This window comes from Thiobacillus denitrificans DSM 12475 (assembly GCF_000376425.1).
In the GTDB taxonomy this organism is placed as follows: domain Bacteria; phylum Pseudomonadota; class Gammaproteobacteria; order Burkholderiales; family Thiobacillaceae; genus Thiobacillus; species Thiobacillus denitrificans.
Genome location: NZ_AQWL01000004.1, coordinates 287162 through 311256 on the forward strand (window position 1 = coordinate 287162; position 24095 = coordinate 311256).

At 64.8% G+C, this 24095-nt stretch carries 29 protein-coding genes; 25 read left to right on the forward strand and 4 right to left on the reverse strand.

What is annotated here, in order from left to right; all coding sequences use genetic code 11:
• Positions 1–11: 11 nt before the first annotated feature.
• The 6 genes from B059_RS0108210 to B059_RS0108235 all read left to right on the forward strand — a co-directional run bounded on the left by B059_RS0108210 (position 12) and on the right by B059_RS0108235 (position 6183).
• Positions 12–1709: a GspE/PulE family protein gene (locus B059_RS0108210; protein ID WP_018077763.1), complete on the forward strand. Its 1698-nt coding sequence runs from the start codon at positions 12–14 to the stop codon at positions 1707–1709.
• 2 nt (positions 1710–1711) lie between these two features.
• Positions 1712–2917, forward strand: coding sequence for a type II secretion system F family protein (locus tag B059_RS0108215; RefSeq protein ID WP_018077764.1), 1206 nt, complete (start codon positions 1712–1714; stop codon positions 2915–2917).
• Entirely contained in the window at positions 2917–4416 is a 1500-nt protein-coding gene (locus B059_RS0108220; protein WP_018077765.1) for a hypothetical protein, read from the forward strand. Before B059_RS0108215 ends, B059_RS0108220 begins: the two co-directional genes overlap by 1 nt.
• Positions 4413–5012: a hypothetical protein gene (locus B059_RS0108225; RefSeq protein WP_018077766.1), complete on the forward strand. Its 600-nt coding sequence runs from the start codon at positions 4413–4415 to the stop codon at positions 5010–5012. Before B059_RS0108220 ends, B059_RS0108225 begins: the two co-directional genes overlap by 4 nt.
• Positions 5013–5149: 137 nt before the next feature.
• Positions 5150–5470, forward strand: a complete 321-nt coding sequence (locus B059_RS0108230) for a hypothetical protein (RefSeq protein WP_018077767.1) — start codon at positions 5150–5152, stop codon at positions 5468–5470.
• Entirely contained in the window at positions 5467–6183 is a 717-nt protein-coding gene (locus B059_RS0108235; protein ID WP_018077768.1) for a type II secretion system protein, read from the forward strand. Before B059_RS0108230 ends, B059_RS0108235 begins: the two co-directional genes overlap by 4 nt.
• Here the strand turns inward: B059_RS0108235 and B059_RS0108240 are convergent.
• A complete protein-coding gene (locus B059_RS0108240; protein WP_157273644.1) occupies positions 6158–7894 on the reverse strand; it encodes a sensor histidine kinase in 1737 nt (578 codons plus the stop codon). The two genes, B059_RS0108235 and B059_RS0108240, sit on opposite strands and share 26 nt — an antisense overlap.
• 246 nt (positions 7895–8140) lie before the next feature.
• Between B059_RS0108240 and B059_RS0108245 the strand changes: the two genes are divergently transcribed.
• Positions 8141–8821: a prepilin-type N-terminal cleavage/methylation domain-containing protein gene (locus tag B059_RS0108245; RefSeq protein ID WP_245538755.1), complete on the forward strand. Its 681-nt coding sequence runs from the start codon at positions 8141–8143 to the stop codon at positions 8819–8821.
• A gap of 18 nt (positions 8822–8839) precedes the next feature.
• On the opposite strand, the gene B059_RS0108250 is transcribed toward B059_RS0108245, so the two are convergent.
• Complete coding sequence (locus tag B059_RS0108250) at positions 8840–10810, reverse strand: monovalent cation:proton antiporter family protein (protein ID WP_018077771.1); 1971 nt, start codon at positions 10808–10810, stop codon at positions 8840–8842.
• A gap of 160 nt (positions 10811–10970) precedes the next feature.
• Here B059_RS0108250 and B059_RS0108255 point away from each other — a divergent pair, with 160 nt between their 5' ends.
• The 16 genes from B059_RS0108255 (at position 10971) to B059_RS0108330 (ending at position 21658) form a co-directional block, all read left to right on the forward strand.
• Entirely contained in the window at positions 10971–11957 is a 987-nt protein-coding gene (locus tag B059_RS0108255; protein ID WP_018077772.1) for a KpsF/GutQ family sugar-phosphate isomerase, read from the forward strand.
• Positions 11957–12499, forward strand: a complete 543-nt coding sequence (locus B059_RS0108260) for a KdsC family phosphatase (protein WP_018077773.1) — start codon at positions 11957–11959, stop codon at positions 12497–12499. Before B059_RS0108255 ends, B059_RS0108260 begins: the two co-directional genes overlap by 1 nt.
• A gap of 46 nt (positions 12500–12545) precedes the next feature.
• Positions 12546–13130: an LPS export ABC transporter periplasmic protein LptC gene (gene lptC, locus B059_RS0108265; protein ID WP_038058437.1), complete on the forward strand. Its 585-nt coding sequence runs from the start codon at positions 12546–12548 to the stop codon at positions 13128–13130.
• Positions 13131–13134: 4 nt separating this feature from the next.
• A complete protein-coding gene (gene lptA, locus B059_RS0108270; RefSeq protein WP_018077775.1) occupies positions 13135–13668 on the forward strand; it encodes a lipopolysaccharide transport periplasmic protein LptA in 534 nt (177 codons plus the stop codon).
• Positions 13665–14387 (forward strand): LPS export ABC transporter ATP-binding protein, encoded by a 723-nt coding sequence (gene lptB, locus B059_RS0108275; protein WP_018077776.1) that lies wholly within the window; start codon positions 13665–13667, stop codon positions 14385–14387. The genes lptA and lptB overlap by 4 nt, the downstream gene beginning before the upstream one ends.
• Positions 14388–14458: 71 nt before the next feature.
• On the forward strand, positions 14459–15892 hold the full coding sequence (locus tag B059_RS0108280) for an RNA polymerase factor sigma-54 (RefSeq protein WP_018077777.1): 1434 nt from the start codon (positions 14459–14461) through the stop codon (positions 15890–15892).
• Between the two features lie 157 nt (positions 15893–16049).
• On the forward strand, positions 16050–16385 hold the full coding sequence (gene hpf / locus B059_RS0108285; protein WP_018077778.1) for a ribosome hibernation-promoting factor, HPF/YfiA family: 336 nt from the start codon (positions 16050–16052) through the stop codon (positions 16383–16385).
• A 103-nt stretch (positions 16386–16488) separates the two neighbouring features.
• The gene (locus B059_RS0108290; RefSeq protein ID WP_018077779.1) at positions 16489–16944 is read left to right on the forward strand and encodes a PTS sugar transporter subunit IIA; all 456 of its coding nucleotides are present in this window, start codon (positions 16489–16491) and stop codon (positions 16942–16944) included.
• Positions 16932–17882 carry an HPr(Ser) kinase/phosphatase gene (gene hprK / locus B059_RS0108295; protein WP_018077780.1) on the forward strand — a complete coding sequence of 317 codons (951 nt, stop codon included), beginning with the start codon at positions 16932–16934 and terminating at the stop codon, positions 17880–17882. Before B059_RS0108290 ends, hprK begins: the two co-directional genes overlap by 13 nt.
• Before the next feature lies 1 nt (position 17883).
• On the forward strand, positions 17884–18720 hold the full coding sequence (rapZ, locus tag B059_RS0108300; protein WP_018077781.1) for an RNase adapter RapZ: 837 nt from the start codon (positions 17884–17886) through the stop codon (positions 18718–18720).
• Positions 18720–19082, forward strand: a complete 363-nt coding sequence (locus tag B059_RS0108305; protein WP_018077782.1) for a NusG domain II-containing protein — start codon at positions 18720–18722, stop codon at positions 19080–19082. The genes rapZ and B059_RS0108305 overlap by 1 nt, the downstream gene beginning before the upstream one ends.
• Entirely contained in the window at positions 19063–19626 is a 564-nt protein-coding gene (locus tag B059_RS18855) for a Gx transporter family protein (RefSeq protein ID WP_018077783.1), read from the forward strand. The genes B059_RS0108305 and B059_RS18855 overlap by 20 nt, the downstream gene beginning before the upstream one ends.
• 70 nt (positions 19627–19696) lie before the next feature.
• Positions 19697–20314, forward strand: a complete 618-nt coding sequence (locus tag B059_RS0108315) for a flavin prenyltransferase UbiX (RefSeq protein ID WP_018077784.1) — start codon at positions 19697–19699, stop codon at positions 20312–20314.
• Positions 20311–20907, forward strand: coding sequence for an LON peptidase substrate-binding domain-containing protein (locus tag B059_RS0108320; protein WP_018077785.1), 597 nt, complete (start codon positions 20311–20313; stop codon positions 20905–20907). The genes B059_RS0108315 and B059_RS0108320 overlap by 4 nt, the downstream gene beginning before the upstream one ends.
• Positions 20907–21455: a pyridoxamine 5'-phosphate oxidase family protein gene (locus B059_RS0108325; protein WP_018077786.1), complete on the forward strand. Its 549-nt coding sequence runs from the start codon at positions 20907–20909 to the stop codon at positions 21453–21455. Before B059_RS0108320 ends, B059_RS0108325 begins: the two co-directional genes overlap by 1 nt.
• Entirely contained in the window at positions 21452–21658 is a 207-nt protein-coding gene (locus B059_RS0108330; RefSeq protein ID WP_018077787.1) for a hypothetical protein, read from the forward strand. The genes B059_RS0108325 and B059_RS0108330 overlap by 4 nt, the downstream gene beginning before the upstream one ends.
• Before the next feature lie 7 nt (positions 21659–21665).
• Here B059_RS0108330 and B059_RS0108335 read toward each other — a convergent pair whose 3' ends face one another.
• Positions 21666–22397, reverse strand: a complete 732-nt coding sequence (locus B059_RS0108335) for a tRNA threonylcarbamoyladenosine dehydratase (RefSeq protein ID WP_018077788.1) — start codon at positions 22395–22397, stop codon at positions 21666–21668.
• A gap of 16 nt (positions 22398–22413) precedes the next feature.
• On the opposite strand from B059_RS0108335, the gene B059_RS0108340 reads away from it, so the two are divergent.
• Together B059_RS0108340 and greB are read left to right on the forward strand one after the other, a co-directional pair.
• A complete protein-coding gene (locus tag B059_RS0108340) occupies positions 22414–22614 on the forward strand; it encodes a DUF2905 domain-containing protein (protein ID WP_018077789.1) in 201 nt (66 codons plus the stop codon).
• 34 nt (positions 22615–22648) lie between these two features.
• Entirely contained in the window at positions 22649–23209 is a 561-nt protein-coding gene (gene greB, locus B059_RS0108345) for a transcription elongation factor GreB (protein ID WP_018077790.1), read from the forward strand.
• 34 nt (positions 23210–23243) lie between these two features.
• On the opposite strand, the gene B059_RS0108350 is transcribed toward greB, so the two are convergent.
• Positions 23244–24086, reverse strand: coding sequence for a thioredoxin family protein (locus tag B059_RS0108350; protein WP_018077791.1), 843 nt, complete (start codon positions 24084–24086; stop codon positions 23244–23246).
• Between the last annotated feature and the right edge of the window lie 9 nt (positions 24087–24095).

The following is a 24095-nucleotide window of genomic DNA, read 5'->3' on the forward strand; positions in this document are numbered from 1 at the left end:
ATTTTCCTGCCATGGAAAGACGCAAGAAACTCCGCATGGGCGAAACCCTGGTTTCGCAAGGCCTCATCACCCTCGACCAGCTGCGCATCGGCCTCAAGGAGCAGAAGGCGACCGGCCTGCCGATCGGTCGCCAGCTGGTCGCTTTGGGTTTCATCACCGAGGCGGTGCTGCGCGACCAGCTCGCCAACGCGCTCGGCAGCCAGGGCATCGACCTGTCGCAGGTGGTGGCCGACCCCGAAGCGCTGCAACTGGTGCCCGAGGAATTCGCCCGCCGCCACCACCTGCTGCCGATCGCACACGACGCCGCCCGCAACGTGCTGACGCTGGCCACCACCGACATGTTCAACGTGGTCGCGCTCGACCAGCTGAAAGCCGCGCTCGGCGGCCAGCTCGAAATCGACACGCTGCTGGCGGGCGAAGCGCAACTGCTCGAATGCATCGACAAGTTCTACGGCTTCGATCTCTCGCTCGACGGCATCCTGCGCGAGATCGAGACCGGCGAAGTCGATTACGCCAGCCTCAACCCCGACACCGAGGAATACACCCAGCCGGTGGTACGGCTGGTCGGCGCGCTCCTGACCGATGCGGTGAAGCGCGAATCGTCCGACATCCACTTCGAGCCCGAGCACGCCTTCCTGCGCATCCGCTATCGCATCGACGGCGTGCTGGAACAGATCCGCAGCCTCCACAAGACCTACTGGCCCGGCATCCTGGTGCGGCTGAAGGTGCTGTCGGGGATGAACATCGCGGAGACGCGCGCGCCGCAGGACGGCCGCATGTCGCTGACGCTGAACGGCCGCCCGATCGATTTTCGCGTCTCCTCGCAACCCGGTATCCATGGCGAAAACGTGGTGCTGCGCATCCTCGACCGCGAGAAATCCATCATGCCGCTGGAGCAGATGGGCTTCACCAGCGATGCACTGCGCGAACTGCAACTGATGATGGCGCGTCCTGAAGGCATCCTGGTGGTCACCGGGCCGACCGGCTCCGGCAAGACCACCACCCTGTATTCGATGCTGTCGCACCTCAACAACGAGACCGTCAACATCATGACGCTGGAAGATCCGGTCGAATACCCGGTCACGCTGATGCGCCAGAGCTCGGTCAACGAAACGCTCAAGCTCGATTTCGCCAACGGCATCCGCTCGATCATGCGGCAGGACCCGGACATCATCCTGGTCGGCGAAATCCGCGACAAGGACACCGCCGAGATGGCCTTCCGCGCGGCGATGACCGGCCACCAGGTGTTCACCACCCTGCACACCAACTCCGCCCTCGGCGTGTTTCCGCGCCTGATGGACATCGGCATCCAGCCCGGCATCCTGTCCGGCAACATCATCGGCGTCATCGCGCAGCGGCTGGTGCGCAAGCTGTGCCCACACTGCAAGGAAGCCTACACGCCGGACGCCGATGAAGCGCGCATCCTCGGCACCGACCTTGCCCAACTGCCGCAGATTTATCGTGCCACCGGCTGTCCGGCATGCAGCCACAAAGGCTACCGCGGCCGCCTCGCCCTGATCGAGCTGCTGCGGATGGACCCCGAGCTCGACGAACTGGTGGCCAACCATGCGCCACTGCACGAAATCCGCCACGCCGCGCTCGAGCATGGCTATCACCCGCTCGCCGAAGACGGCGTCAAGCGGGTACTGGATGGCATCACCTCGCTGGCGGAAGTGGCGCGGGTGGTGGATTTGACGGGGCGGGTGTAACCATGCCCTTCTTCGACTACCGCGCCATCGACCAGACCGGCCGCTCCGTCCGCGGCACGCTGTCGGCGGTCAACGACGTCGACCTCGAACTGCGCCTGAAGCGCATGGGGCTGGACCTCGTCACGCTGGCCGAACTGTCGCGGCAATACGCGCCGCAAGGCCGCGAGCGGGTGACGCGGCGCGATCTGGTGACGTTCTGCATCCACATGCGCTACATCACCCGCGCCGGGATTCCCCTGCTCGAAGGCTTGCGCGACCTGCGCGACACCATGGACAAGCGCGGCTTTCGCGATGTGCTGACCGCATTGCTGGAAGACCTGGAAGGCGGCAAGGTGCTGTCGCAGGCGCTGGCCGCGCACCCGGCGGTGTTTGGCGCGGTGTTCGTCCACAGCGTACGCGCAGGCGAGCAGACCGGCCTGCTGGATGCGGTGTTCGAGCGCCTGGCCGAATCGCTGAAGTGGCAGGAAGAAGTCACCGCCAAGGCCAAGCGGCTGATGATCTATCCGGCGCTGGTGCTGGCAGTGGTCGGTGCCGCCATCCTGTTTTTGCTGGTCTATCTGGTGCCGCAGGTGCTCTCGCTGGTCGAGACCATGGGTGTCGAGCTGCCGCTGCCGACGCTGATCCTGATGGCGGTATCGAGTGCGCTGCGTTCGTACTGGCTGGTCGTGCTGCTGCTGGCGCTGGCGCTGGGAGCCGGGCTGCCGCTATGGGCACGCAGGAGCGAGGCAGGGCGCGACTGGTGGGACCGCACCCAGTTGCGGCTGCCCATCGTCGGGCCGATCGTGCAGAAGATCGTGCTGTCGCGCTTCACCAACACCCTGGCGATGATGTATCGCTCGGGGGTGACGGTGCTCGACGCATTGCGCGCGGGCGAAATGGTCGCCGGCAACCGGGTGATCGCCGGCGGCATCCGCCGCGCCGCGCAGCAGATTGCTGATGGCCGCGGCCTGTCGGAGAGTTTCCAGTCGCTGGCGCTGTTTCCGCCGCTGGTAATCCGCATGCTGCGCGTGGGCGAGACCACCGGCGCGCTCGACGAAGCGCTCGACAACGTGACATTTTTCTATAACCGCGAAGTACTCGACTCGATCGAAAACGGCCTCCGGGTTCTGGAGCCGCTATTGACCGCCATCCTCGGCCTGCTGCTCGGCGGCATCCTGGTATCGGTGCTGCTGCCGATTTACGACCTGATCGGGAATCTGCCGCTGTGATGCTCGACCACCGCCTGATTCTGCTCGCCACCCCCCGCCAGATCGGCGTGCTCGACTGGCGTCCCGGGCATCTGCACTGGCTGGGCGAATTTTCCGCTAGTGCCGAAGGGCTGGCCGCATTCCACAGGATCGTGGTCAGGCATGCGCAGCTGCCGGTGCTGCTGGTGGTCGACACGGTGGACGAGGATTACCGCAGCGAAATCCTGCCGCACGTGCAGGGACGCGCGCGCGACGAACTGCTGGCGCGCAAGCTCAAACAGGTGTTCCGCAATGCGCGCTTCACCGGTGCGTGGCGGCAGGCGCGCGAAACGACCGGGCGCCGCGACGACCGTTATCTACTGGCCGCCCTGCCCGACGCCGACTGGCTGACGCCGTGGCTCGGCGTGCTGCACCGCGAACGCGTGCCGCTGACCGGCATCGTCCCGCTGGCGCTGGCGTGCCAGCACCTGCTGGACAGGCTGCGGATACGAGAGCCTCATACGCTACTGGCATGCCGCCTCAACAACAGTCTGCGGCTGTCTTACTACCATCACGGCTTATTGCGTTTTTCGCGCCTGATCGGGGGCGACACCCCGACCCAGCTGCCGGGCAGCGCGGCCGACGAAATTGCCAAGACCCAGCTTTACCTGACCGGCCAGCGCATCCTGCCGCGCGAAGCGCGCCTGCATGTGCTGCTGCTCGACCCTGGCGGCCAACTGGATAGCGCGCAGGCGCCGCTCAACGCCGATCCCGCGTTCAGCACGCGACTGATCGACATGGCCAGCCTCGCGCGTGCCCTGCGCATCCCTGACGATTTTCTCGCCGCCACGCCGGAAGTCGCGCCGCTGGCAGCGATTGCGGGCGAGGCCATGCAGCTGAACCTGGCCCCTCCCGAACTGCTGCAACGCCATACCGAATTCCGCTGGCGGCGTGGCCTGCACGCGGCAGCGGGCATCATTGCGCTGCTCGGGACAGCCATCACCGCCGGCTACTGGCTGCACACGCAAGACCTGAACGACCAGACCCGCCAGATGCTGCAGCAACAGCAGCAGCTCGACGCCCGCTATCGGGCCGTCGCACGCACGTTTCCCATCCAGTCGGCCGCGCCCGAACAACTGGCCCAGACGGTGGCGCTGGCGCGCCAGCTCGACGGCGGCCAGCCCGATACCGGCGCGCTGCTTGCTGCCATCGGTCAGGCCATCGATGCGGTGCCCGATATCACGCTCGACAAACTGGAGTGGGTCGACGACCCATTCACGGCCGGCGGCGGAACGCGGGTCGGCCTCGACGCCTCGCTGGTTCCATTCGACGGCAATTACCGCGCGGCCATGCGGCGCATCGATCGTTTCATGCATACCCTGCAGGCCGTGCCCGCCCTGCATGACATACGCTTGCACCGCAGTCCGGTGAATGCCGATTCCGCCAGCACCCTGTCAGGCCGAACGCTCGATGCCGGCGCGAACGCATCCCCCGCCGCACACTTCAGCCTCAGCCTGAGCTATCGCGAGGCCCGGCCATGAAACACCCGCCGTTCGCTACGCTCAAGCTGTCGCTGCTGCTGGTGCTGGCGGCACTGCTGCTGGCTGGAGGCGGCATACTGTGGAGCCGCGGCCAGGCGCAAGACGCCGGCGTCGCCCTGCAGCAGCAACGCAGCGCGCTCAACGGCGCGCGGCAGCAACTCGACCGCAGCCGCCATCAGCAGCAACTCATCGCCACCCATCTGGCCGATTATCAGGCACTCGCCGCACGTGGCTTTATTGGCACAGAAGACCGGCTGGCCTGGATCGAAGCGGCACAACTGGCCAACCGCGATGCCGGGCTTTACAGCCTGGATTATCAGCTAACGCCGCGCACCGCTTCGCTTCCCGCGCTTGCCCAGGGCTTGCCGCTGGGGCAGACAACCATGACCCTCACCCTACCGCTGCTGGTAGAGACCGATCTCGAGCGCTTCCTGAACGCGCTCAAAGCGCGCGCGCCCGGGGTCTACCGGGTGCGGGGCTGCCAGCTGTCCCACCCCGGCGATGCGCCGTTCGAGCCCGTCAACCAGCCGCGCCTGCTGGCCGAATGCGAACTGCTGTGGTTTACCGTTGCGGCAGAATCAGGGGCTTCGAAATGAAAACCGATACACCACAACGGCACCGCGGCACGGAGAACGGCCGGCCCGTCCGGCGCGGAACGGGGCGTTACGGTTCATCAGTCTGGATTTTTTCCCTGTCTCTGTGCCTCTGCGGTTCAGGACTTGCAGCGACATCCTTGCCCGACGCGCCCGGGCGCCTGTTCTACACGCCCAAGCAGCGCGCCCAGCTCGAAGCCGCGCGTATCCGCAACGCCACCCACGCCGGGCAGACGGCGGCGCCAGACGCAGGCGTCCCGCCCCCTACACGCTATGACGGCATGCTGATCCGCTCCGACGGAAAAACCACGCGCTGGGTCAACGGCAGGCCGCAGGCTGGCACCTCCGGCGTAGCGGGCCTGAGACCGGGCCAGATTCGCGCCGACGGCCACGTGTATGAACCCTATCAGGTGCTGCGCCCCGGTCCCGCCACGCCTGTCGCCGAGGAACCCGTTCCATGAAGCGGACACGCGGCTTCACCCTGATCGAACTGGCCATCGTGCTGGTCATCATCACCATCCTGATCGGCGGACTGGCGATGCCGCTGTCGGCGCAGATCCAGGCGAGGCGGATTGCCGAGACCAAGAAAATACTCGAGGAGGCGCGCGAGGCGATCCTCGGATTCGCGATGACCAACAACGGCTCTTCCGCGACAAACCGTCGCTTGCCCTGCCCAGACATCGAGGGCGACGGAACCGAAAGCCTGGGCAATTTAGGCACCAGATGCGCGAGTTCACGCGGTTTCCTGCCTTGGGTAGACCTTGGCGTAGCAAACCAGGACGCCTGGGGAAACCGCTTGCGCTACGAAGTTGACCGCGACCTCGCCGACCCCAACAAGGGGTTCGCCACAGCAGTCAGCACCGCATTTCCCGCACTCACCATCTGCCAGACGCATAGCTGCGGCGTCACCGTCGCGACCGACCTGGCATTCGTACTGATTTCCCATGGCCCCAACGGCTGGGGCGCACTCAACATAAACGGTAAAACCCTGGCCCCACCAAGTGGAGATGACGAAAAAGACAACGTCGTCGACGATAACGATCTGATTTACGTCAGCCGCTCCGCCACCAAGGCGGACGCCACTGACGGTGAATTCGACGATCTCCTAGTCTGGCTTTCATATTACCAACTGGTCGCCAAGGTGTGCCCTACGGGCTCGGACTGCGCTCCGTAGCCTGCAAGCGGAAGCCCACCCGTCCCGCCTGATTGTCCGGCAGTTCCAGCCGATAGCCGGTGCGTGCCGCCTGTCGCGCCGCCTGGTACAAGCCCACCCCCAATCCGAAATCCGAGGCCACCGGGCTCAGGAACAGGTTGCGCGCCACGTGCTCGGGGGCTGGCGCGCCGCTGTCGGTCACCGTCAGGCTGACCAGCGGATGCAGTGCCAGCCGCACCTCCACCGCCACCCCGGGCTCGGCCTGGCGCTTGCGCAGCGCATTGGTCAGCAGGTTATCGGCCACGCTGTCGAACAGGTCCTGCGGCAACAACGCGTCGTCGAGCGCTCCGGCGAAGAACTGCACATCGTCGTGCTCGTAGCGCGCCTGCAGCGCCGTCCACCACGCCTGCGCCGGCATGTGCGCGACGTCCATCTCGGCCGGCTGCTTCAGCTTGTCGACTGTCTGCGACAGCCGCGTCGCCAGCTGCGGCAGCTGCCGCTTCATCAGTTCCAGCAGACGCTCGCTGTCCTCGGGCGTGGACATGTCGGCGGCGGCGAGCAGGGTTTTCAGCGACTGCAGGATATTCTTCACGTCGTGCGTCAGCCGCGCGCCGGTGTCATGGATGGCCTGGCTGTAGGCCTGCTCGCGCAGGGTCTGCTCGCGCACCTTGGCGGCGTAGAAATAGCCCAGCAGTTGCGACAGCAGCCGCACATGCAGCGCCAGCGCCGGGGTGAGTGGGCGCGCGGATTGCCAGGTGAGGCTCAAGCCATGAAACGCATGGGTGATGGCGTGTTCGGCGGGTTCGCCGAAACGGCCTTCGCCGCGTGCCGCCTGCCAGCTTCCGCCATGGATCCAGGTCAGTTCGTGCAGGTCGGCCAGCGCGTCGCGCACGAAGGATTCCGGATCGCGCTCGCGCTCGGCCAGCGTCGCCAGGCGCTGCGCCCAGCCTTCGAACGGCAAGCCCACCGACAGCAGATAGCGCGAAGTCAGCTGCCCCAGTCCGGCAAACCCGGCACGCGGATTCCACAGCCACGACAAGGTCAGCAGCAGCGCCGCCATCCCCAACAGGGTCTGCACCAGCGCCCAGGCATAGCTCACCCCGGCCACCGCCACCACGGCAAACGCGCCCAGTGCCATCACCATGATGAGCAGCGACAGCATCAGGCCGTAGATGAAATCGAGCGTCGACGAGGCGCCGCGCTGGCGGCTGACAGGCAGGAACAGGATCGTGAGTGGAAGCAGCGGCAGGCCGTAGCGCACCGCAGCTTGCAGCGCATCGGGCAGCCCGGCACCGCCCAGGCTTTGCGGCAGCACCCAGGCCAGCAGCAGCGCCAGCAGATAGGCCAGCGCGAGCAGGTAGGCCAGCCGCTGGCTGCGCGCGTTCTGCGAAGCCGCCACCGCGCCCACCAGCCCCGCCAGAATCGCCAGCCACAGCGCCATCACCCAGGTGCTGTCGACCAGCACCAGCAGCGCCGCCATGGCGAACACCGGCAGCGCGAGGCGCGGCTCGATGCGCGCCTCGCTGCGCACCAGCGGCTGCCACAGCAGGAACAGCCCATAATGCGCCAGCAGGAAGGCGCGCGTCACCGCCACATCGGCGTCGAACACCACGGCGGCATGCAGCGCTAGCAGCATCAGCGCCAGCCAGCGCCCGGGCGCCACCCGCGTGAAAAAGCTGACCAGCGCGGCCAGCCCGGCCTGCCGCGGCATGTTCTCAGCGGACTCTGTCATATCCGGACACGGCGCGCGGGAAATTCAGCATGACACTGCTATCGGCACTCCCGCGGGGAAATGCAGCCCGACTGCGACCGTGCGCAGCGAAAAACTTGACGGAATTCCGACGGGCGCGTCGTGTTTTCATCAATCCAGGCCCGGGCGATACACGTTTATTCTCATTTTTTCATTGTAAATCAATCGGCTATAAACACAGCTCTTGTGGCACGCATTTTGCAAAAAAGCACGTCAGGCAATAACACAATGGAACCTTCTACCATGCCCCACCCTCACTTCCCGCAGCGTCAGTCGGGTTTCACCCTGATCGAGATCGCCATCGTGCTGGTCATCATCGGCCTGCTGCTCGGCGGCATTCTAAAGGGGCAGGAACTGATCACCCAGGCCCGCATTCGCAACGTCGCCAACGACTTCCAATCGATGACGGCCGCCATCAACCTGTATCAGGATCGCTATCGTGCGCTGCCCGGGGACGATCTGGGCGCCGCCACCCGCTGGACCGCAACCGGCAGCACAACAACCAGTGGCAACGGCGACGGCATGATCGGTACCGGCACGGAAGCCTCACCCGCCTATAATTCCACAACGGATTCCGACGAATCCCGCCTGTTCTGGCAGCACCTGCGCCTCGCCGGGCTAGTCGGTGGCGCAACCACCACCGGCGCAGTTGGCACCGCGAATCCACCCAACGCTGCGTCAGGCGTGACCGGAGTACAAAACGGCGCGTTTGGCATCAAAGGTATTGTCATTTGCTCAAACAATCTGCCTGCCAAGATCGCTCAGGCGATTGATACGCAGTTTGACGACGGGAACGCCACAACCGGTACTGTGCGCGGCACCGATGGCACGGCAGCCGGCACCGCAGTTCCCACCGTCAACTACGTCGACGATGGCGCCAAATTTTACGTCGTCTGCAAAGCCCCCTGATATAAAACCGTTGCAGGCTTACCCCCGCAACACCCTGAACTCCGCCGCCGCCAGTCCATCGGCGGCGCCGCGCAGCACCAGCACGTCGCCCGACTCGATGCGGGTGTCGGACCGGGGTTCCACCCCCTTGCCCCCCTCGCGCCGGATCACCACCACGTCCACCAGCAATTCGTCCAGCGCCAGTTCTTCCAGGCTGCGCCCCACCGCGGCTGCGCCAGGCGTAACCAGCATGGTATGCAGACGCGGCTGGGCTTGCTGGTCGAGTTCGGCGTCGGCGTCGCTTGCGCCGTGGAAAAAACCGCGCATCATGGCGTAACGCGTCTCGCGCACATCGCGAACGCGTTTCAGCACCCGGGACAACGGCACCCCCACCAGCATCAGCGCATGCGAGGCAAGCATCAGCGAACCCTCCATCACCTCGGACACCACCTCGGCCGCGCCCGCCGCTTTCAGCGCATCGATATGGGTGTCGTCGATGGTACGCACCACCACTGGCAATTCCGGCCGCAGTTCGCGTACATGGCGCAGGATGGCCATGCTCGAATGGACATCGGAATAGGTCACCACCACGGCCTGCGCGCGGCTGAGGCCGGCCGCCACCAGCACCTCGCGGCGGCTGGCGTCGCCGTAGACCACGCTGACGCCGGATGCCGCCACCGCGCGGATGCGCTCGAGGTCGGCATCGAGCGCGACGAAACCGATGCCTTCGGCCTCCAGCAGGCGAGCCAGTTTCTGCCCGCTGCGACCGTAACCGCAGACGATCACATGCTGGCTCTTGCCGAAGGTCTTGACCGCGATGTCATGCACCTCCTTCGCCCGCCCGGCCCATTCGCTGCCGGCAAGCAGGCGGGTGAGGGTGTCCATGCGATTGATCAGCAACGGTGCGATCAGCATCGATACCACCATCGCCGCCAGCACCGGCTGGGTGATGTCGGCGCCCAGCAGCTTGAGGTCTGCCGCCTGCGCCAGCAGCACGAAGCCGAATTCACCCGCCTGCGCCAACCCCAGCGCGGTTCGCACGGCGTTGGAGCGGGTGCTGCCGAAGGCCGTGGCCAGCCCGGCGACCAGCAAGCCTTTGCCGATGATGATTGCCGTCACCAGCAGCAGCACCTTGTCCCAGTTCAGCATCACCTGGGCCGGGTCGAGCCGCATCCCGATGGTGACGAAGAAGAGGCCGAGCAGGACGTCGCGGAAAGGCTTGATGTCGTCTTCCACCTGGTAGCGGTATTCGGTTTCGGAGATCAGCATGCCCGCCAGAAAGGCGCCCAGCGCCAGCGACAGGCCCGCTCTCTCGGTCAGGAAGGCCAGCCCCAGGGTGAACAGCAGCAGGTTGAGCGTGAACAGTTCGGGCGACTTGCGCCCCGCCACCCACTGGAACCACGGACGCATCACGCGCTGGCCGACGAACAGCAGAAAACCCAGCACCGCCACCGCCTTCAACACCGCCAGCCCCAGCACCATGCCCATGTCGTCGGCATCCTTGGCAAACGCCGGGATCAGGATCAGCAGCGGCACCACCGCCAGATCCTGGAACAGCAGCGCACCGAAAATCTGCCGCCCGTGCGGTGTCTGGATTTCCAGCCGTTCGGCCAGCAGCTTCGACACGATGGCGGTGGACGACATTGACATGATGCCGCCCAGCGCAGCCGCGGCCAGCGGCGGCAAATCGAGCAGCCAGGCGATGAGTGCGGCACATGCAATGGTCAGCACCACCTGCGCGCCGCCGAAGCCGAATACCGTCATGCGCATGGTCATCAGGCGCGACAGGCTGAATTCCAGGCCGATGGAAAACATCAGGAACACCACGCCGAATTCGGCCAGGTATCGCTCTTCCTCGCTGTCCGGAATCCATCCCAGCGCGAACGGGCCGATGGCGATTCCGGTCACCAGATAGCCGAGCATGGTCGGCAGCCGCAGGGCACGTGCCGCCGCCACTACCAGCACGGCGGCCGCGAGCAGGATCAGGACAAGCTGGAGGCTGCCATGCATACGATCGATCTTTCATGGGCGCGCGATTCCGCACGCGCTTCGGGGCGCAACGGATCGAAGTCCTTCCGGGCTTTGAACCATTGGTAAAATCGGAATCCCTCTTGGTGGGGCATCAAGGAAAGCGCGGCTGGAAAGACAGGCTTTAGTATACTTGCCGACCATGCAGCCCCAATCCACTTCCCCCGAACATTTGCTCGTGCTGGCGCGCCAGGTGCTCGACATCGAAGCCGATGCCCTACGTGCCCTGTCCGCCCGCCTCGACGCCGGTTTTGCCGACGCCGTGCAGCTGATCCTGGCGTGCAGCGGCCGCGTGGTGGTGTCGGGGATGGGTAAGTCGGGGCACATCGGCAGCAAGATCGCCGCCACCCTGGCGTCCACCGGCACCCCTGCCTTTTTCATGCACCCGGGCGAAGCCAGCCACGGCGACCTCGGCATGATCGCGCCCAATGACGTAGTGCTGGCGCTGTCGAACTCGGGCGAGAGCAGCGAAATCGTCAGCATCGTGCCGCTCATCAAGCGACGTGGCGCCAAACTCATTGCGATGACCGGCAATCCCGGCTCGACCATGGCGCGCGAAGCCGACGTGCACCTCAATGCCGGCGTCGACAAGGAAGCCTGTCCGCTCAATCTGGCGCCCACCGCCAGCACCACCGCGGCGCTGGCACTGGGCGACGCACTGGCGGTGGCATTGCTCGACGCGCGCGGCTTCTCGGCCGACGATTTTGCGCGCACCCATCCCGGCGGCAGCCTGGGGCGGCGGCTGCTCATCCATGTGCACGACGTCATGCACACGGGGGACGCGCTGCCGAAAATCGACAGCACCGCCTCGCTCAAGCTCGCCCTGCTCGAAATGACGCAAAAAGGGCTCGGCATGACCGCCGTGGTCGACACCGCCGGCAAAGTGGCGGGGGTGTTCACCGATGGCGACCTGCGGCGGGCCCTGGAGCACGCGCTCGACCTGCAACAGGCGCAGGTGATCGACCTGATGACCCAGAACCCCAAAACAATCCGCGCGGACGAACTCGCCGTGGCGGCGGTAGAAAAAATGGAAACGCTGAAAATCAACGGCCTGCTGGTGGTCGATGCCGACAACACGCTGGTGGGCGCGCTCAACATGCACGACCTGCTGAAAGCAGGGGTGGTTTGATGGCTGCCGACGGAATGAATGCGGCACTGATTTCCCGCGCACGGAAAATCAGGCTGGTCGCATTCGACGTCGATGGCGTGATGACCGACGGCACCCTGTACCTGGCCGACGACGGACAGGAATACAAAGGCTTCAATTCGCTCGACGGCCACGGTCTGAAAATGCTCAAGAGCAGCGGCGTCGAGCTTGCCATCATCACCGGACGCAGTTCGCGGGTGGTGGAACACCGCGCCAGGAATCTCGGCATCGAGATCGTCCACCAGGGCGCGCACGACAAGCTGGCAGTCTATGAAACACTGTGCCGCGAACTCGGCATTGCCTGCGAAACCACCGCTTACATGGGCGACGACGTCGTCGATCTGCCGGTGATGCGGCGCGCCGGCTTGGCGATCACCGTGCCCGCGGCACCCGATCTGGTCAAGGCGCACAGCCACCTGATCACCACCCGCGAAGCCGGGCGCGGCGCGGTGCGCGAAGCCTGCGAATTCCTGATGCGCGCGCAGGGCACGCTGGACACGGTGCTGGCGCCTTATCTGAAATGACGCAGCATGCACTGGCCGCAGCGTGCGCTGCGGGTTCGAGGGCGGCATGATCGCGCGCGGCTCGTTATGGCTTCCGCTGGCCATGTTGCTGCTGCTGGCTGCGCTCAGTTTCTGGATCGAGCGGTCGGTGGAGCTGCCGGCCAACGACAGCCCGTCCGCCCGGACCGATCCGGAAGGCATCATGGAAAACTTCGATGCGCTGCGCACCGATCCGGCAGGCAACCCTCACTATCGCTTGTCCGCCAAGAAGCTCAAGCATTATTCCGGCAGCAAACGCACCGAACTGGAGTCGCCCCGCTTCCTCCAGCTGGGCGTGGAGGCCGGCGAAGTGAGCGCGGAGGCGCGCGAGGCCACGGTCTCGCCCGACGGCCACGAGGTGGATCTGCGCGGCAACGTCATCGTTGAGCGCGCCGCCCGCCCGGGACAATCCGCCATGTTGCTGCGCACCGAACGGCTGCTGGTTTTTCCCGAACGCGACCAGCTGCGTGCGCCGGGCGCGGTGAACATTCGCGACGCCACCTCGAATTTGCGTGCAAGCGCCATGGAATACGACGCCAGGCAACGCGTCATCAAACTGACAGGACGGGTGCAGGCCCGTTATATTTCCGGAAAAGTCCAGGGGCCCAGTTAACACCATGCAAACATTGAAAACAGGAATTTATGCGGTTCTGTGCGCCGCCCTGCTGCTCTCGCCCGCCCACGCCGAGAAGGCCGACCGCGACAAGCCGGTCAACCTCGAGGCGGACACGGTCACCCTCGACGACATCAAGAAAATCAGCGTCTACCAGGGCAATGTGATCCTGAGCCAGGGCACGCTGATGCTGCGAGCCGACCGTGTGCAAGTGACGCAGAATGCCGGCGGCCTCGACAGGATCAGCGCCGTCGGCCGTCCCGTGGCATTCCGCCAGAAGCTCGATGGCCGCGATGAATTCATCGAGGGGTTTTCCGACCGCATCGAGTTCGACAGCGCCAACAGCCAGCTCGAACTGATCGGCCAGGCCCGCCTGCGGCGCGACGGCGACGAACTGCGCGGCGCACAGATCTCCTATAACGCCGACACCGAGTTCTACAAGGTCGTCGGCCAGCCCAACGCGCAGACCCCGGGCGGCCGCGTACGCGCCGTGATCCGCCCGAAACCGCGCGCCGGGCAGCCCGCCGTCAAGCCATGAGCCGGATTTCCGCCCAGGGCCTGCGCAAGACGTATGGCAAACGCACCGTAGTGCATGACGTCTCCTTCGAGGTCGAAAGCGGCGAAGTGGTCGGCCTGCTCGGCCCCAACGGCGCCGGCAAGACCACCTGCTTCTACATGGTGGTCGGGCTGGTCGCGGCCGATGGCGGCAGCGTGCAGATGGACACCCACGACCTCACCCATATGGCGATCCACCAGCGCGCACGGCTGGGGTTGTCCTACCTGCCGCAGGAGCCGTCGATATTCCGCAAGATGACGGTGGAGGAAAATATCCGCGCCATTCTGGAACTCAAGCCTTACAGCAAGGACGAGCGCGACGAGCATCTCAACAACCTGCTCGAGGATCTGCACATCGAACACCTGCGCGACGCTGCCGCTGTCAGCCTGTCCGGCGGCGAGCGCCGCCGCGTCGAAATCGCCCGCGCACTGGCGATCAACCCGCGCTTCGTTCTTCTCGACGAGCCTTTCGCCGGGGTCGACCCCATCGCCGTGATCGATATCCAGAAGCTGGTGCATTTCCTGATCGAGCGCAACATCGGCGTCCTCATCACCGACCATAACGTGCGCGAAACCCTCGGTATCTGCGACCGTGCCTACATCATCAACGAAGGCCGCGTGCTGATCGCCGGCACGCCCGACCTTCTCATCCAGGACGACAACGCGCGCAAGGTCTATCTGGGTGAAAATTTCCGCCTGTAGGTACGACCTGCGCGGCGGAATCGCGGTACACTCGGCTCAAGTCGGCACGATTTTTGCCGTAGTCGAGACTCATGAAACACAGCCTTCAACTCAAGCTCGGTCAACACCTTGCCCTGACACCCCAATTACAGCAGTCGATCCGGCTGCTGCAGCTGTCGACGCTGGAATTGAACCAGGAGCTGGAGCAGATTCTGCAGGACAACCCGCTGCTGGAACGCGAGGACGAAGACGAAACCAGCTACGCCGTTGCCGACGCACCGGCGCATACCGCCGAAGCCGAAGCGCAAAGCACGGAAACGCCTGCGCCGGAAAATGTCGAATCCGAACCGTCCACCGCACTGGACGATGCCGACTGGAACGACTACAGCGCAGCGAGCGGCGATGACGAAGACAATGACTATGCGCAGGGCTCGGTTTCGGGCGCGACCTTGCGCGAACATCTGCTGAACCAGCTGATCGTCAGTCCGCTCACCCTGCGCGACCGCACCCTGGTCGCCGCACTGATCGACGATCTCGACGAAGCCGGCTTTCTCACCCAGCCGCTGGCGGACATCGTTGCCAGCCTGCAAGCCGAACTCGAAGAGCTTGAGCCCGAAGAAGTCGAGACCGCGCTCAAGCATCTGCAAAACATGGACCCGACCGGGGTCGGCGCGCGCAATCTGGCCGAATGCCTGACCCTGCAACTGCGCACCCTGCCGCCCGACATCCCGGCGCGCGATGCGGCCATGCGGCTGACCACGCATTATCTCGACCTGCTGGCCGCACGCGATGTCGGCAAGCTGAAGAAAATGCTCGGTATCGACGACCTCACGCTGCGCACCGCACGTTCCCTGATTCTTTCCCTCAACCCGCGTCCGGGCTCGGCCTTCGGCGCCGACGAAACGCACTACGTCATCCCGGACGTGTATGTGCGCAAGGTCAAGGGCATGTGGATCGCCAGCCTCAACGCCGACGCCATGCCCAAGCTGCGCGTCAACCGCGTCTATGCCGACATCCTGGCGCGCCACCGCGAGTCCGGTGGCAGCCAGCTGGCCAGCCAGCTGCAGGAGGCGCGCTGGCTGATCAAGAACGTGCAGCAGCGCTTCGACACCATCCTGCGCGTTTCGCAGGCCATCGTCGACCGTCAGAAGCACTTCTTCGAGCACGGCGAGGTGGCAATGCGGCCACTGGTGCTGCGTGAAATCGCCGACGTGGTGGAGCTGCACGAATCGACCATTTCGCGCGTCACCACGCAAAAATTCATGATGACGCCACGCGGGCTGTACGAACTGAAGTATTTCTTCGGCAGCCACGTCGCCACCGATAGTGGCGGTGCCTGCTCGTCGACCGCCATTCGCGCGCTCATCAAGCAGCTGATCGCCGCCGAAAACGGCAAGAAACCGCTGTCCGACGGTCAGCTGGCCGAGGTGCTCGGCCAGCAGGGCATCGTGGTGGCCCGCCGCACGGTTGCCAAGTATCGCGAATCGCTGCAGATCCCGCCTGCCAACATGCGCCGCGCACTTTAATCGCAAGGCCTTTCGGGCAATCCTCGCCGAATAAGGCGCCCCGCGCTTGAATGTGTCCGGCTTTCGCTCCACAATGAAATCGAGCGTGACGAATCGCTCCTGAAACCGGAACAGAACACCGGCTCTCAGCATTTTTCAGCAGACTCTAGGAGGCCCTATGAATTTGAAGATTTCCGGTCATCACCTGGAAGTGACCCCAGCCATCCGCGACTATGTTTCCGAGAAGCTCGACCGCGTCAAGCGCCATTTCGACCACGTCATCAACCTGAACGTCATCATGCAGGTGGAAAAGCTGGTACACAAGGCGGAGGCCACCTTGCACGTCAAGGGCCATGATTTCCATGCCAGCAGCGAAGACGACAACATGTACGCTGCGATCGACCTGCTGGCCGACAAACTGGACCGCCAGATCGTCAAGCACAAGGAAAAAATCTCGGACGTCCATCAGGACGGCGGCAGCTTGAAGCATCAACCGACGGAAAGCGCCGCCTGAGGTCAAACCGCCTGAATTGAGGCCACGCATACCGGGGGCAGTTTGCCGCCTCCGGGCGTATAATCCGCAAGTGCCGGATATTTCAACCGGCTTCGCAACCGGCATGAACCTAATCGCCCCCCTCATCACCCCCGACACCACCTTGCTGGATATGAGCTTTACCAGCAAGAAAAAGCTGTTCGAACACGCAGCCGAACTGTTCGCCAGAACCCACGCGCTCAAGGCCCCGGATATTTTCACCAGCCTGTTCGAGCGTGAACGCCTCGGGTCGACCGCGCTCGGCCACGGAATCGCCATTCCGCACGGCCGCATCAAGGGCCTGAAGGACGCCAGCGGCGCATTTTACCGGCTGAAGACCCCGCTGGAATTCGACGCCCCCGACAACCTGCCGGTTTCCCTGTGCTTCATCTTGCTGGTTCCCCAAGACGCCAACGAACGCCACCTGCAAATCCTCGGGGAGCTGGCGCAGCTGTTCGGCGACGACGCCATGCGCGCGAAAATGCTGGCCGCCGCCGCCCCGCACGACCTCATTGCGCTACTCGGCGCATGGACGAGCTAAGCTGTGTTTCGGTTGCCACCCTGTTCCGCGATATGGCGGAACAGCTTGGCCTGCAGTGGGTGGCCGGACGCAACGGCGGGCAGCGCACCCTATCTTCCGAAACCATCCAGAAACCGACTCTGGCCCTCATCGGCCATCTGAATTTCGTACATCCGAACCGGGTGCAGGTACTGGGGCCGGCCGAAATGGATTACCTGCGCGGCCTGTCCGTGTCCGGCTTGCAGGAGGCCATCGACCACCTGTTTTCGACCGAACTCGCAGCCATCGTCGTCTCCAACGGCGAAACCGTGCCGCCCCTCTTGAGCGATAGCGCAGAACGCACCGAAACGCCGTTATTCACCTCGAACCTCGCCAGCCCGATCCTGATGTCCTATCTGGGACATTACCTGACGCAACACCTGGCCGACGCCACATCAATCCACGGCGTATTTCTCGAAGTCCTCGGCACCGGCGTGCTTATCAAGGGCGACGCCGGGGTCGGCAAAAGCGAACTGGCACTGGAACTCATCACGCGCGGACACCGGCTGGTCGCCGATGACGTGGTCGAATTGAGGCATGTCGCGCCGGAAACGCTGGAAGGCAATTGTCCGCCGCTGATCCGCGACTTTCTGGAAGTGCGCGGACTTGGCATCCTCAACATCCGCTACCTGTTTGGGGAAACGGCGGTCAAGCTGCAGAAGAACCTCAAGCTCGTCGTCGAGCTGGTGCATCCGCAGGAAATCGGCGAAGTCGGCCTCAACCGCCTCGACATGGTGGCATCCACCGAAACCATCCTCGACGTCGCCATTCCCAAGGTACGCATCCCGGTCGCGGCTGGCCGCAACCTGGCGGTGCTGGTCGAAGTGGCGGTGCGCAATCACATTCTAAAAAGCCGCGGCATCAATCCGGTCGAGCAGTTCATTCAGCGCCAGCAGGCAGCCATCGACGGGGGGGGCTGAAATGCAGATCGTGCTGGTTTCAGGCTTGTCGGGCTCGGGCAAAAGCATCGCTATCGCGGTACTGGAAGATGTCGGCTACTACTGTGTCGACAACTTGCCGCTCGCCATGCTACAGCCTCTGGTCGACTACCTGAAGCGCGAAGGCCACGACCGCATCGCCATCGCCATCGATGCGCGCAGTGGCGCAAGCTTCACGCAGCTGCCGCTGATCGCCGAAGCGCTGCGCAACCAGGGCGCCGACCTGCGGGTGATCTTTCTCGAAGCGAAAACCCTGTCGCTGGTCAAACGCTTTTCCGAAACGCGGCGGCGGCACCCGCTGTCCGGTGACAGCGTTTCGCTGCAGGAAGCCATCCAGCTCGAACGCGAAATGCTCGCCGACATCGCGCCGCTGGCGCACCGCATCGACACCAGCGATCTCTCCGCCTCGGCGCTGCGATTATGGATCAAGGACCTGATCGGCCAGGACCGTTCGCGCATCACCCTGCTGTTCGAATCCTTCGGCTTCAAGCACGGCATTCCGCTCGACGCCGATCTGGTGTTCGACATACGCTGTCTGCCCAATCCGCACTACGTCGCCGAATTGCGGCCGCTCACCGGTCGCGACCGGCCGGTGCAGGATTTTCTCGAAGCCAGTCCCAACGCCATGGCGCTGCTGGCCGACATCCGCGGCTTTGTCGAAAACTGGCTGCCGTGCTTCATCCGCGACCACCGTGCCTACCTGACCGTGGCCATCGGCTGCACCGGCGGCCAGCACCGCAGCGTCTACTTCGCCGAAACGCTGGCCGCCGCCTTCCGCGAACGCGAGCAGGTGCTGGTGCGGCACCGCGAACTGAGCTGATGCTGCTGCGTGCCGGCGATATCGGCGTACTGCTGGCGGGCGGCGGTATCGTCGTCGCGCTGGCGGTGTTTGCCTGGAGCGGGGGACGTGGCGACACCGTCGTCATCCGCGCCGCCGGGCAGGTAGTGGAGACCACAGCGCTCACCCACGCGCAAAGCATTGCCGTTGACGGTCCGCTCGGCACCACGCGGATAGAAATCGAACCCGGTCGCGCCCGCGTGGCGGCCGATCCCTCGCCGCGTCAGCTGTGCGTGAAGCAGGGCTGGCTCACGCAATCGGGGCAGGCGGCCCTGTGCCTGCCGAATCAGGTCAGCCTCGAAATCCGCGGGCATGCCTCGGCCTATGACACACTCGGCTATTGATCTGCCCGTTACCGCGGACGACCGCCGCATCGCGCGGCTGGCGGCATTGGCGATCGGCCTGACGCTGGCCGAAGCGGCGATCCCCAGTCCCATCCCCGGGGTGAAACCCGGGCTCGCCAACATCGTCGTCCTGCTGGTGCTGTTGCAACACGGCTGGCGCGCGGCGGCCTGGGTATCGGGTTTGCGCGTGCTGGCCGGCGGTCTGCTGCTGGGCAGCCTGTTTGCGCCGGGTTTCTGGCTGTCGGCGGCCGGCGCGCTCGCCAGTCTGGCGGTGCTGGCACTGGCGCGTCACCTGCCCGCGCGCGCATTCGGCCCGGTCAGCCTGTCGGTGCTGGCGGCGTGGGGGCACATCGGCGGACAGCTTGCACTGGCGGGGGCATGGCTGCTGCCGGGCGCAGCGCTCATCAAACTACTGCCCGTGTTTGCCGCCGCCGCCCTGGTTTTCGGCGCAGTCAACGGCGTCATCGTGGCGCGCCTGCTTGCCGCTCCGGAAACGGACCGACAAACGCCGCCCGGCATCGCAACGGGCGCCCGCAAGCGCTAGATGTGACCTGAATAGCCCGATCGAGGCGGCAGAGTAGATTATTGGCGGCATCCAAGCGACAATTCGCGCCATGCATCCACCCCTTAATACCGTCACCCTCGCGCTTTCCGGCGCTTCCGGCATGGCCTATGGCCTGCGTCTGCTCGAATGCCTGCTGGCTGCCGATCTGAATGTTTATCTGCTGGTATCGCAGGCCGCTCACCTCGTCGCCAAGCAGGAGCTTGGCGTGACGCTGCCCGCACGCGCCTGTGATCTCGAGCAGCAGTTGTCCGCAGGCCTCCATGCAGGCGACGGCCAGTTGCGCGTGTTTGGCCGCGAAGACTGGAATGCGCCGCTCGCGTCCGGCTCCAACCCCGCCGATGCGATGGTGGTGTGCCCGTGCTCGATGGGCACGCTGGCCGCGATCGCGCACGGTCTCTCGGACAACCTGATCGAGCGCGCAGCCGACGTCATGCTGAAGGAACAGAAGAAGCTGATCCTCGTTCCACGCGAAGCGCCGTTTTCCACCCTGCACCTGGAAAACATGCTGACGCTGTCGAGGATGAACGCCGTCATCCTGCCCGCCAACCCCGGCTTCTATCACCGGCCGCAAAGCGTCGAGGATATCGTCGACTTCATCGTCGCGCGCATCCTCGATCAACTGGGCATCCAGCACGCGCTGATGGCGCGGTGGGGCGACAAGCATTGAACACCACGCCCAAGCAGGCCAGGTTGCCGCTATTCCCGCTCAATACCGTGATCTTTCCCGGTGGGCAGTTACCGCTGCGGATTTTCGAGCAGCGCTATCTCGGCATGGTCAAGCAGGCCATCGCCGACAGTACGCCGTTCGGCATCTGCGCCATTCGCGAGGGCACCGAGAGCGGCCCCCCTGCCGTTCCCTACCCCGTCGGCACGCTGGTACGCGTCACCGACTGGGACATGCCGCAACCCGGCATCCTGCATATCGGCACCCAGGCGCAGGAACGCTTCGTCATCCGCAGCACTCATACCGAGCCCGGCGGCCTGCTGGTCGGCAGCGTGGAAGCCGTCAGCAGCGAGGCCGCCATCGCGGTCCCGGAAGAACTTGAGCTTGCCGTCGAGATACTGCGCCACATCGTCGACGAATACGGCGACACGCATTTCCCCGTGCCGCACCAATTCGACAACGCCGTATGGGTGGGCTACCGGCTGTCCGAAATGCTGCCGCTCACGCTGTCCATCAAACAGAATCTGCTGGAAATGAATGACAGCGTGACCCGCCTGCGCATCCTCACCGAATTCCTCAGAAAGCAGATCAACTAATGGCACGCTTCTATCCCGTACTCGAAGCCAGACACCGTGCTTTCATCGCCGCACAGAAACTGTTCTTCACCGCCACCGGCACCGCCGTCAGCCGCATCAACCTGTCGCCCAAGGGAATGGACAGCCTGCGCGTGCTTTCCGATACCCGTGTCGCCTATCTCGACCTCACCGGCAGCGGCAACGAAACCGCCGCCCATCTGCTGCACGATGGCCGCATGACGCTGATGTTCTGCAGCTTCGACGCCGACCCGCTGATACTGCGGCTGTATGGGCGCGGCCGCGTGGTGCGCCGGCAGGATTCCGGATGGGCCGAATTGCGCCGTCATTTCCCTGTCCTTCCCGGCGAGCGCCAGCTCATCGTCCTCGACGTCGAATCGGTACAGACCTCGTGCGGTTACGCCGTGCCGAGGTATACCTACGCAGGTGAACGCGACACGCTGGCGCGCTGGGTCGACAAGAAAGGCCCGCTCGGTCTCCTGGATTACTGGCGCGAAAAGAATCAACTCAGCATCGACGGCCTGCCCACCGGCTTACTGGAGGACGCATGATGAAAGCGATCCTGATTCCGCTCATATTGATCCTGGCGGGCTGCGATCCCACCCCGCCGCCACACCCGGAAACCGGACGCACGCTCAGCCCGGCTTTCGAAACACAGGTTCAGGCGCTGGAAAAAGCGCGCGCGGTGGAAGCCCGACTGATGGATGCGGCGGCGGCACAGCGCGCGCAGACGGAAGGCGCGGCGCCGCCGTAAGCAGGCGTCACGCGGCCAGCAGCCGTTGCACCACCGCTCCCGCCAGCATCAGGCCGAACAGCGGCGGCATGTAGCTGATGGTGCCGTTGACCGCGCGGGCGCGACCGCGCCCCTCGACCGGCTGCGGCGGCAACGGGGCACGTCCAGCTTCGTCGGAAAACACGGTAAGCACGCCCCTGGGAATGCCGCGCTTGCGCAGGCGCTTGCGCATCACCGAGGCGAGCGGGCACATGCTGGTTTTTGAAATATCGGCGATCTGGATGCGGGTGGGGTCGAGCTTGTTGCCGGCCCCCATGCTGGACGCCACGCGCAACCCGCGCTCGACGCTGCTGGCGACCAGCGCGACCTTGCAGTTGAGCGAATCGATGCAATCGATGACGAAATCGACATCGCCCGGCACGACGTCGGCCACGGTTTCGGGAATCAGGAATTCACGGATCACGCTGAGTTCGCAGGCCGGGTTGATGTCACGGATGCGCGCCGCCATCAGCCCGGCTTTCGACTGCCCAACCGTGGACAACAGCGCGGGCAGCTGGCGATTGATGTTCGATGTCGCAACGACGTCGTGATCGATCAGAGTCAACCGCCCCACCCCCGCACGCGCCAGCGCCTCGGCACAATACGAGCCGACGCCGCCCAAACCGGCCACCAGCACGTGCGCATTGGCAAGCCGCGCCTGCTCGCCGGCATCAAGCAGAATCCGGGTACGTTCAAATTGCGGCGGCAAGACTGCATCCATCGGTTAAAATTCCTTCATGGTCAAATGGCTGGTCACACTCGTTCTGGCATTACTGGTTTTGGGGCTGCTCACCCCCTGGCTCAACCGCCTAGGGCTGGGCCGGCTGCCCGGCGACGTCCAGGTCAAGCACAAGCGGGGCGTATTCTACTTCCCATTTACCAGTGTCATTCTCATGTCGCTGGCGCTCTCCCTGCTGGTCTACCTGCTGGGCCGGTGAATCAAACGCCCGCCCCCATGTTGCCTCCACCGAAATGAACAAGGCATTCGTAAAAGAAACCGATGCCCCGGATGCCGATGAGGACGATCTCATCGCGCCGGCGCTGCCTGCCGGGTCGAAAAACTACATGACGCCCGCAGGTTACGCACAGCTGGACGCCGAGTTCAACCAGCTATGGAAGGTCGAGCGGCCCAGACTGGTGGAAACCATCTCCTGGGCGGCAAGCAACGGCGACCGCTCGGAAAACGGCGACTATATCTACGGCAAGAAGCGGCTGCGCGAAGTCGACCGCCGCATCCGTTTCCTGTCCAAGCGGCTGGAGCACGCCGAGGTTGTCGACCCAGCCTCCCGCGAGGACACCGATCAGGTATTTTTCGGCGCCACCGTCACCGTCGCCGATCACGACGGCAGCGAATCCACCTATGCCATCGTCGGCATCGACGAGGCCGACGCCGGACGCGGCCGCATTGCGTGGATTTCACCGATGGCACGCGCGCTGCTGAAAGCGCGCGAGGGCGACAGCGTCAGCGTGCAGACCCCGGATGGGCGGCGCGAGGTTGACATCGTCGCGGTGCGCTACGTCGCGCTGGACTAGGGTCAGGGGTCACAGTGAACTGTGACCCCTGCGATCAGTTCAACGCGCTTGCCAGCAGGCGCCGGTAACGGCTCACCAGTTCGCCGCCACCCAGCAGGGTGAACACCGACAGCAGGGTTTTGCGGCCTATGTCGTCCTCGAAACCGCGGTCACGGCGGACGATTTCCAGCAGCTGCGCCATGCCGGGTTCGAATTGGCCGGCCGCCACATACAGGTTGGCGAGTTGCAGCCGCGCCTCCAGATCGTTTCCATCCGCCGCGACCCGCGCGGTCAGCGCAGCCTCGTCCGCATCGGCCGTGCCGACGAACTGTAGCCGGGCCTTGAGTTGCGGCGCACGCGGGTCGGCGTCGTCCGGCACGCTCGCGAGCAGGCGGCGGGCTTCGTCGGCCTCACCCAGATCGAGCATGATTTCGGCGGCATCGAGCCGTATGCCGACATGAGCAGGGGCGATTCTTGACGCATCGGCCAGCCGCTGCAGCGCGGCCGAGGCATCGCCCGCAAGATGCAGTTCGGCGGCCTGTGCACGCAGTTCGTCCGCCGGACCCGGGATGAGGCGGTCGAGAAAGGCGCGCACCTCGCCCTCCGGCAGTGCGCCGGAAAACTCGTCGACCGGTTCGCCGTCGATGAAGGCCTTGACGCTGGGAATGCCGCGCACCGCGTAACGCGCAGCGAGTTCCTGGTTGTCGTCGGAGTTGATCTTGGCGAGCAGGAACTTGCCGCCGTATTCCGCAGCGAGTTTTTCCAGGATGGGTTTCAACGACTTGCACGGGCCGCACCAGGGCGCCCAGAAATCGACCACCACCGGGCGGTGCCTCGATTCTTCGAGGACGTGTTGCTGAAAGTCGGCAAGGTCGACGTCGAGTGCGTGTTCGGACATGGGGACTCC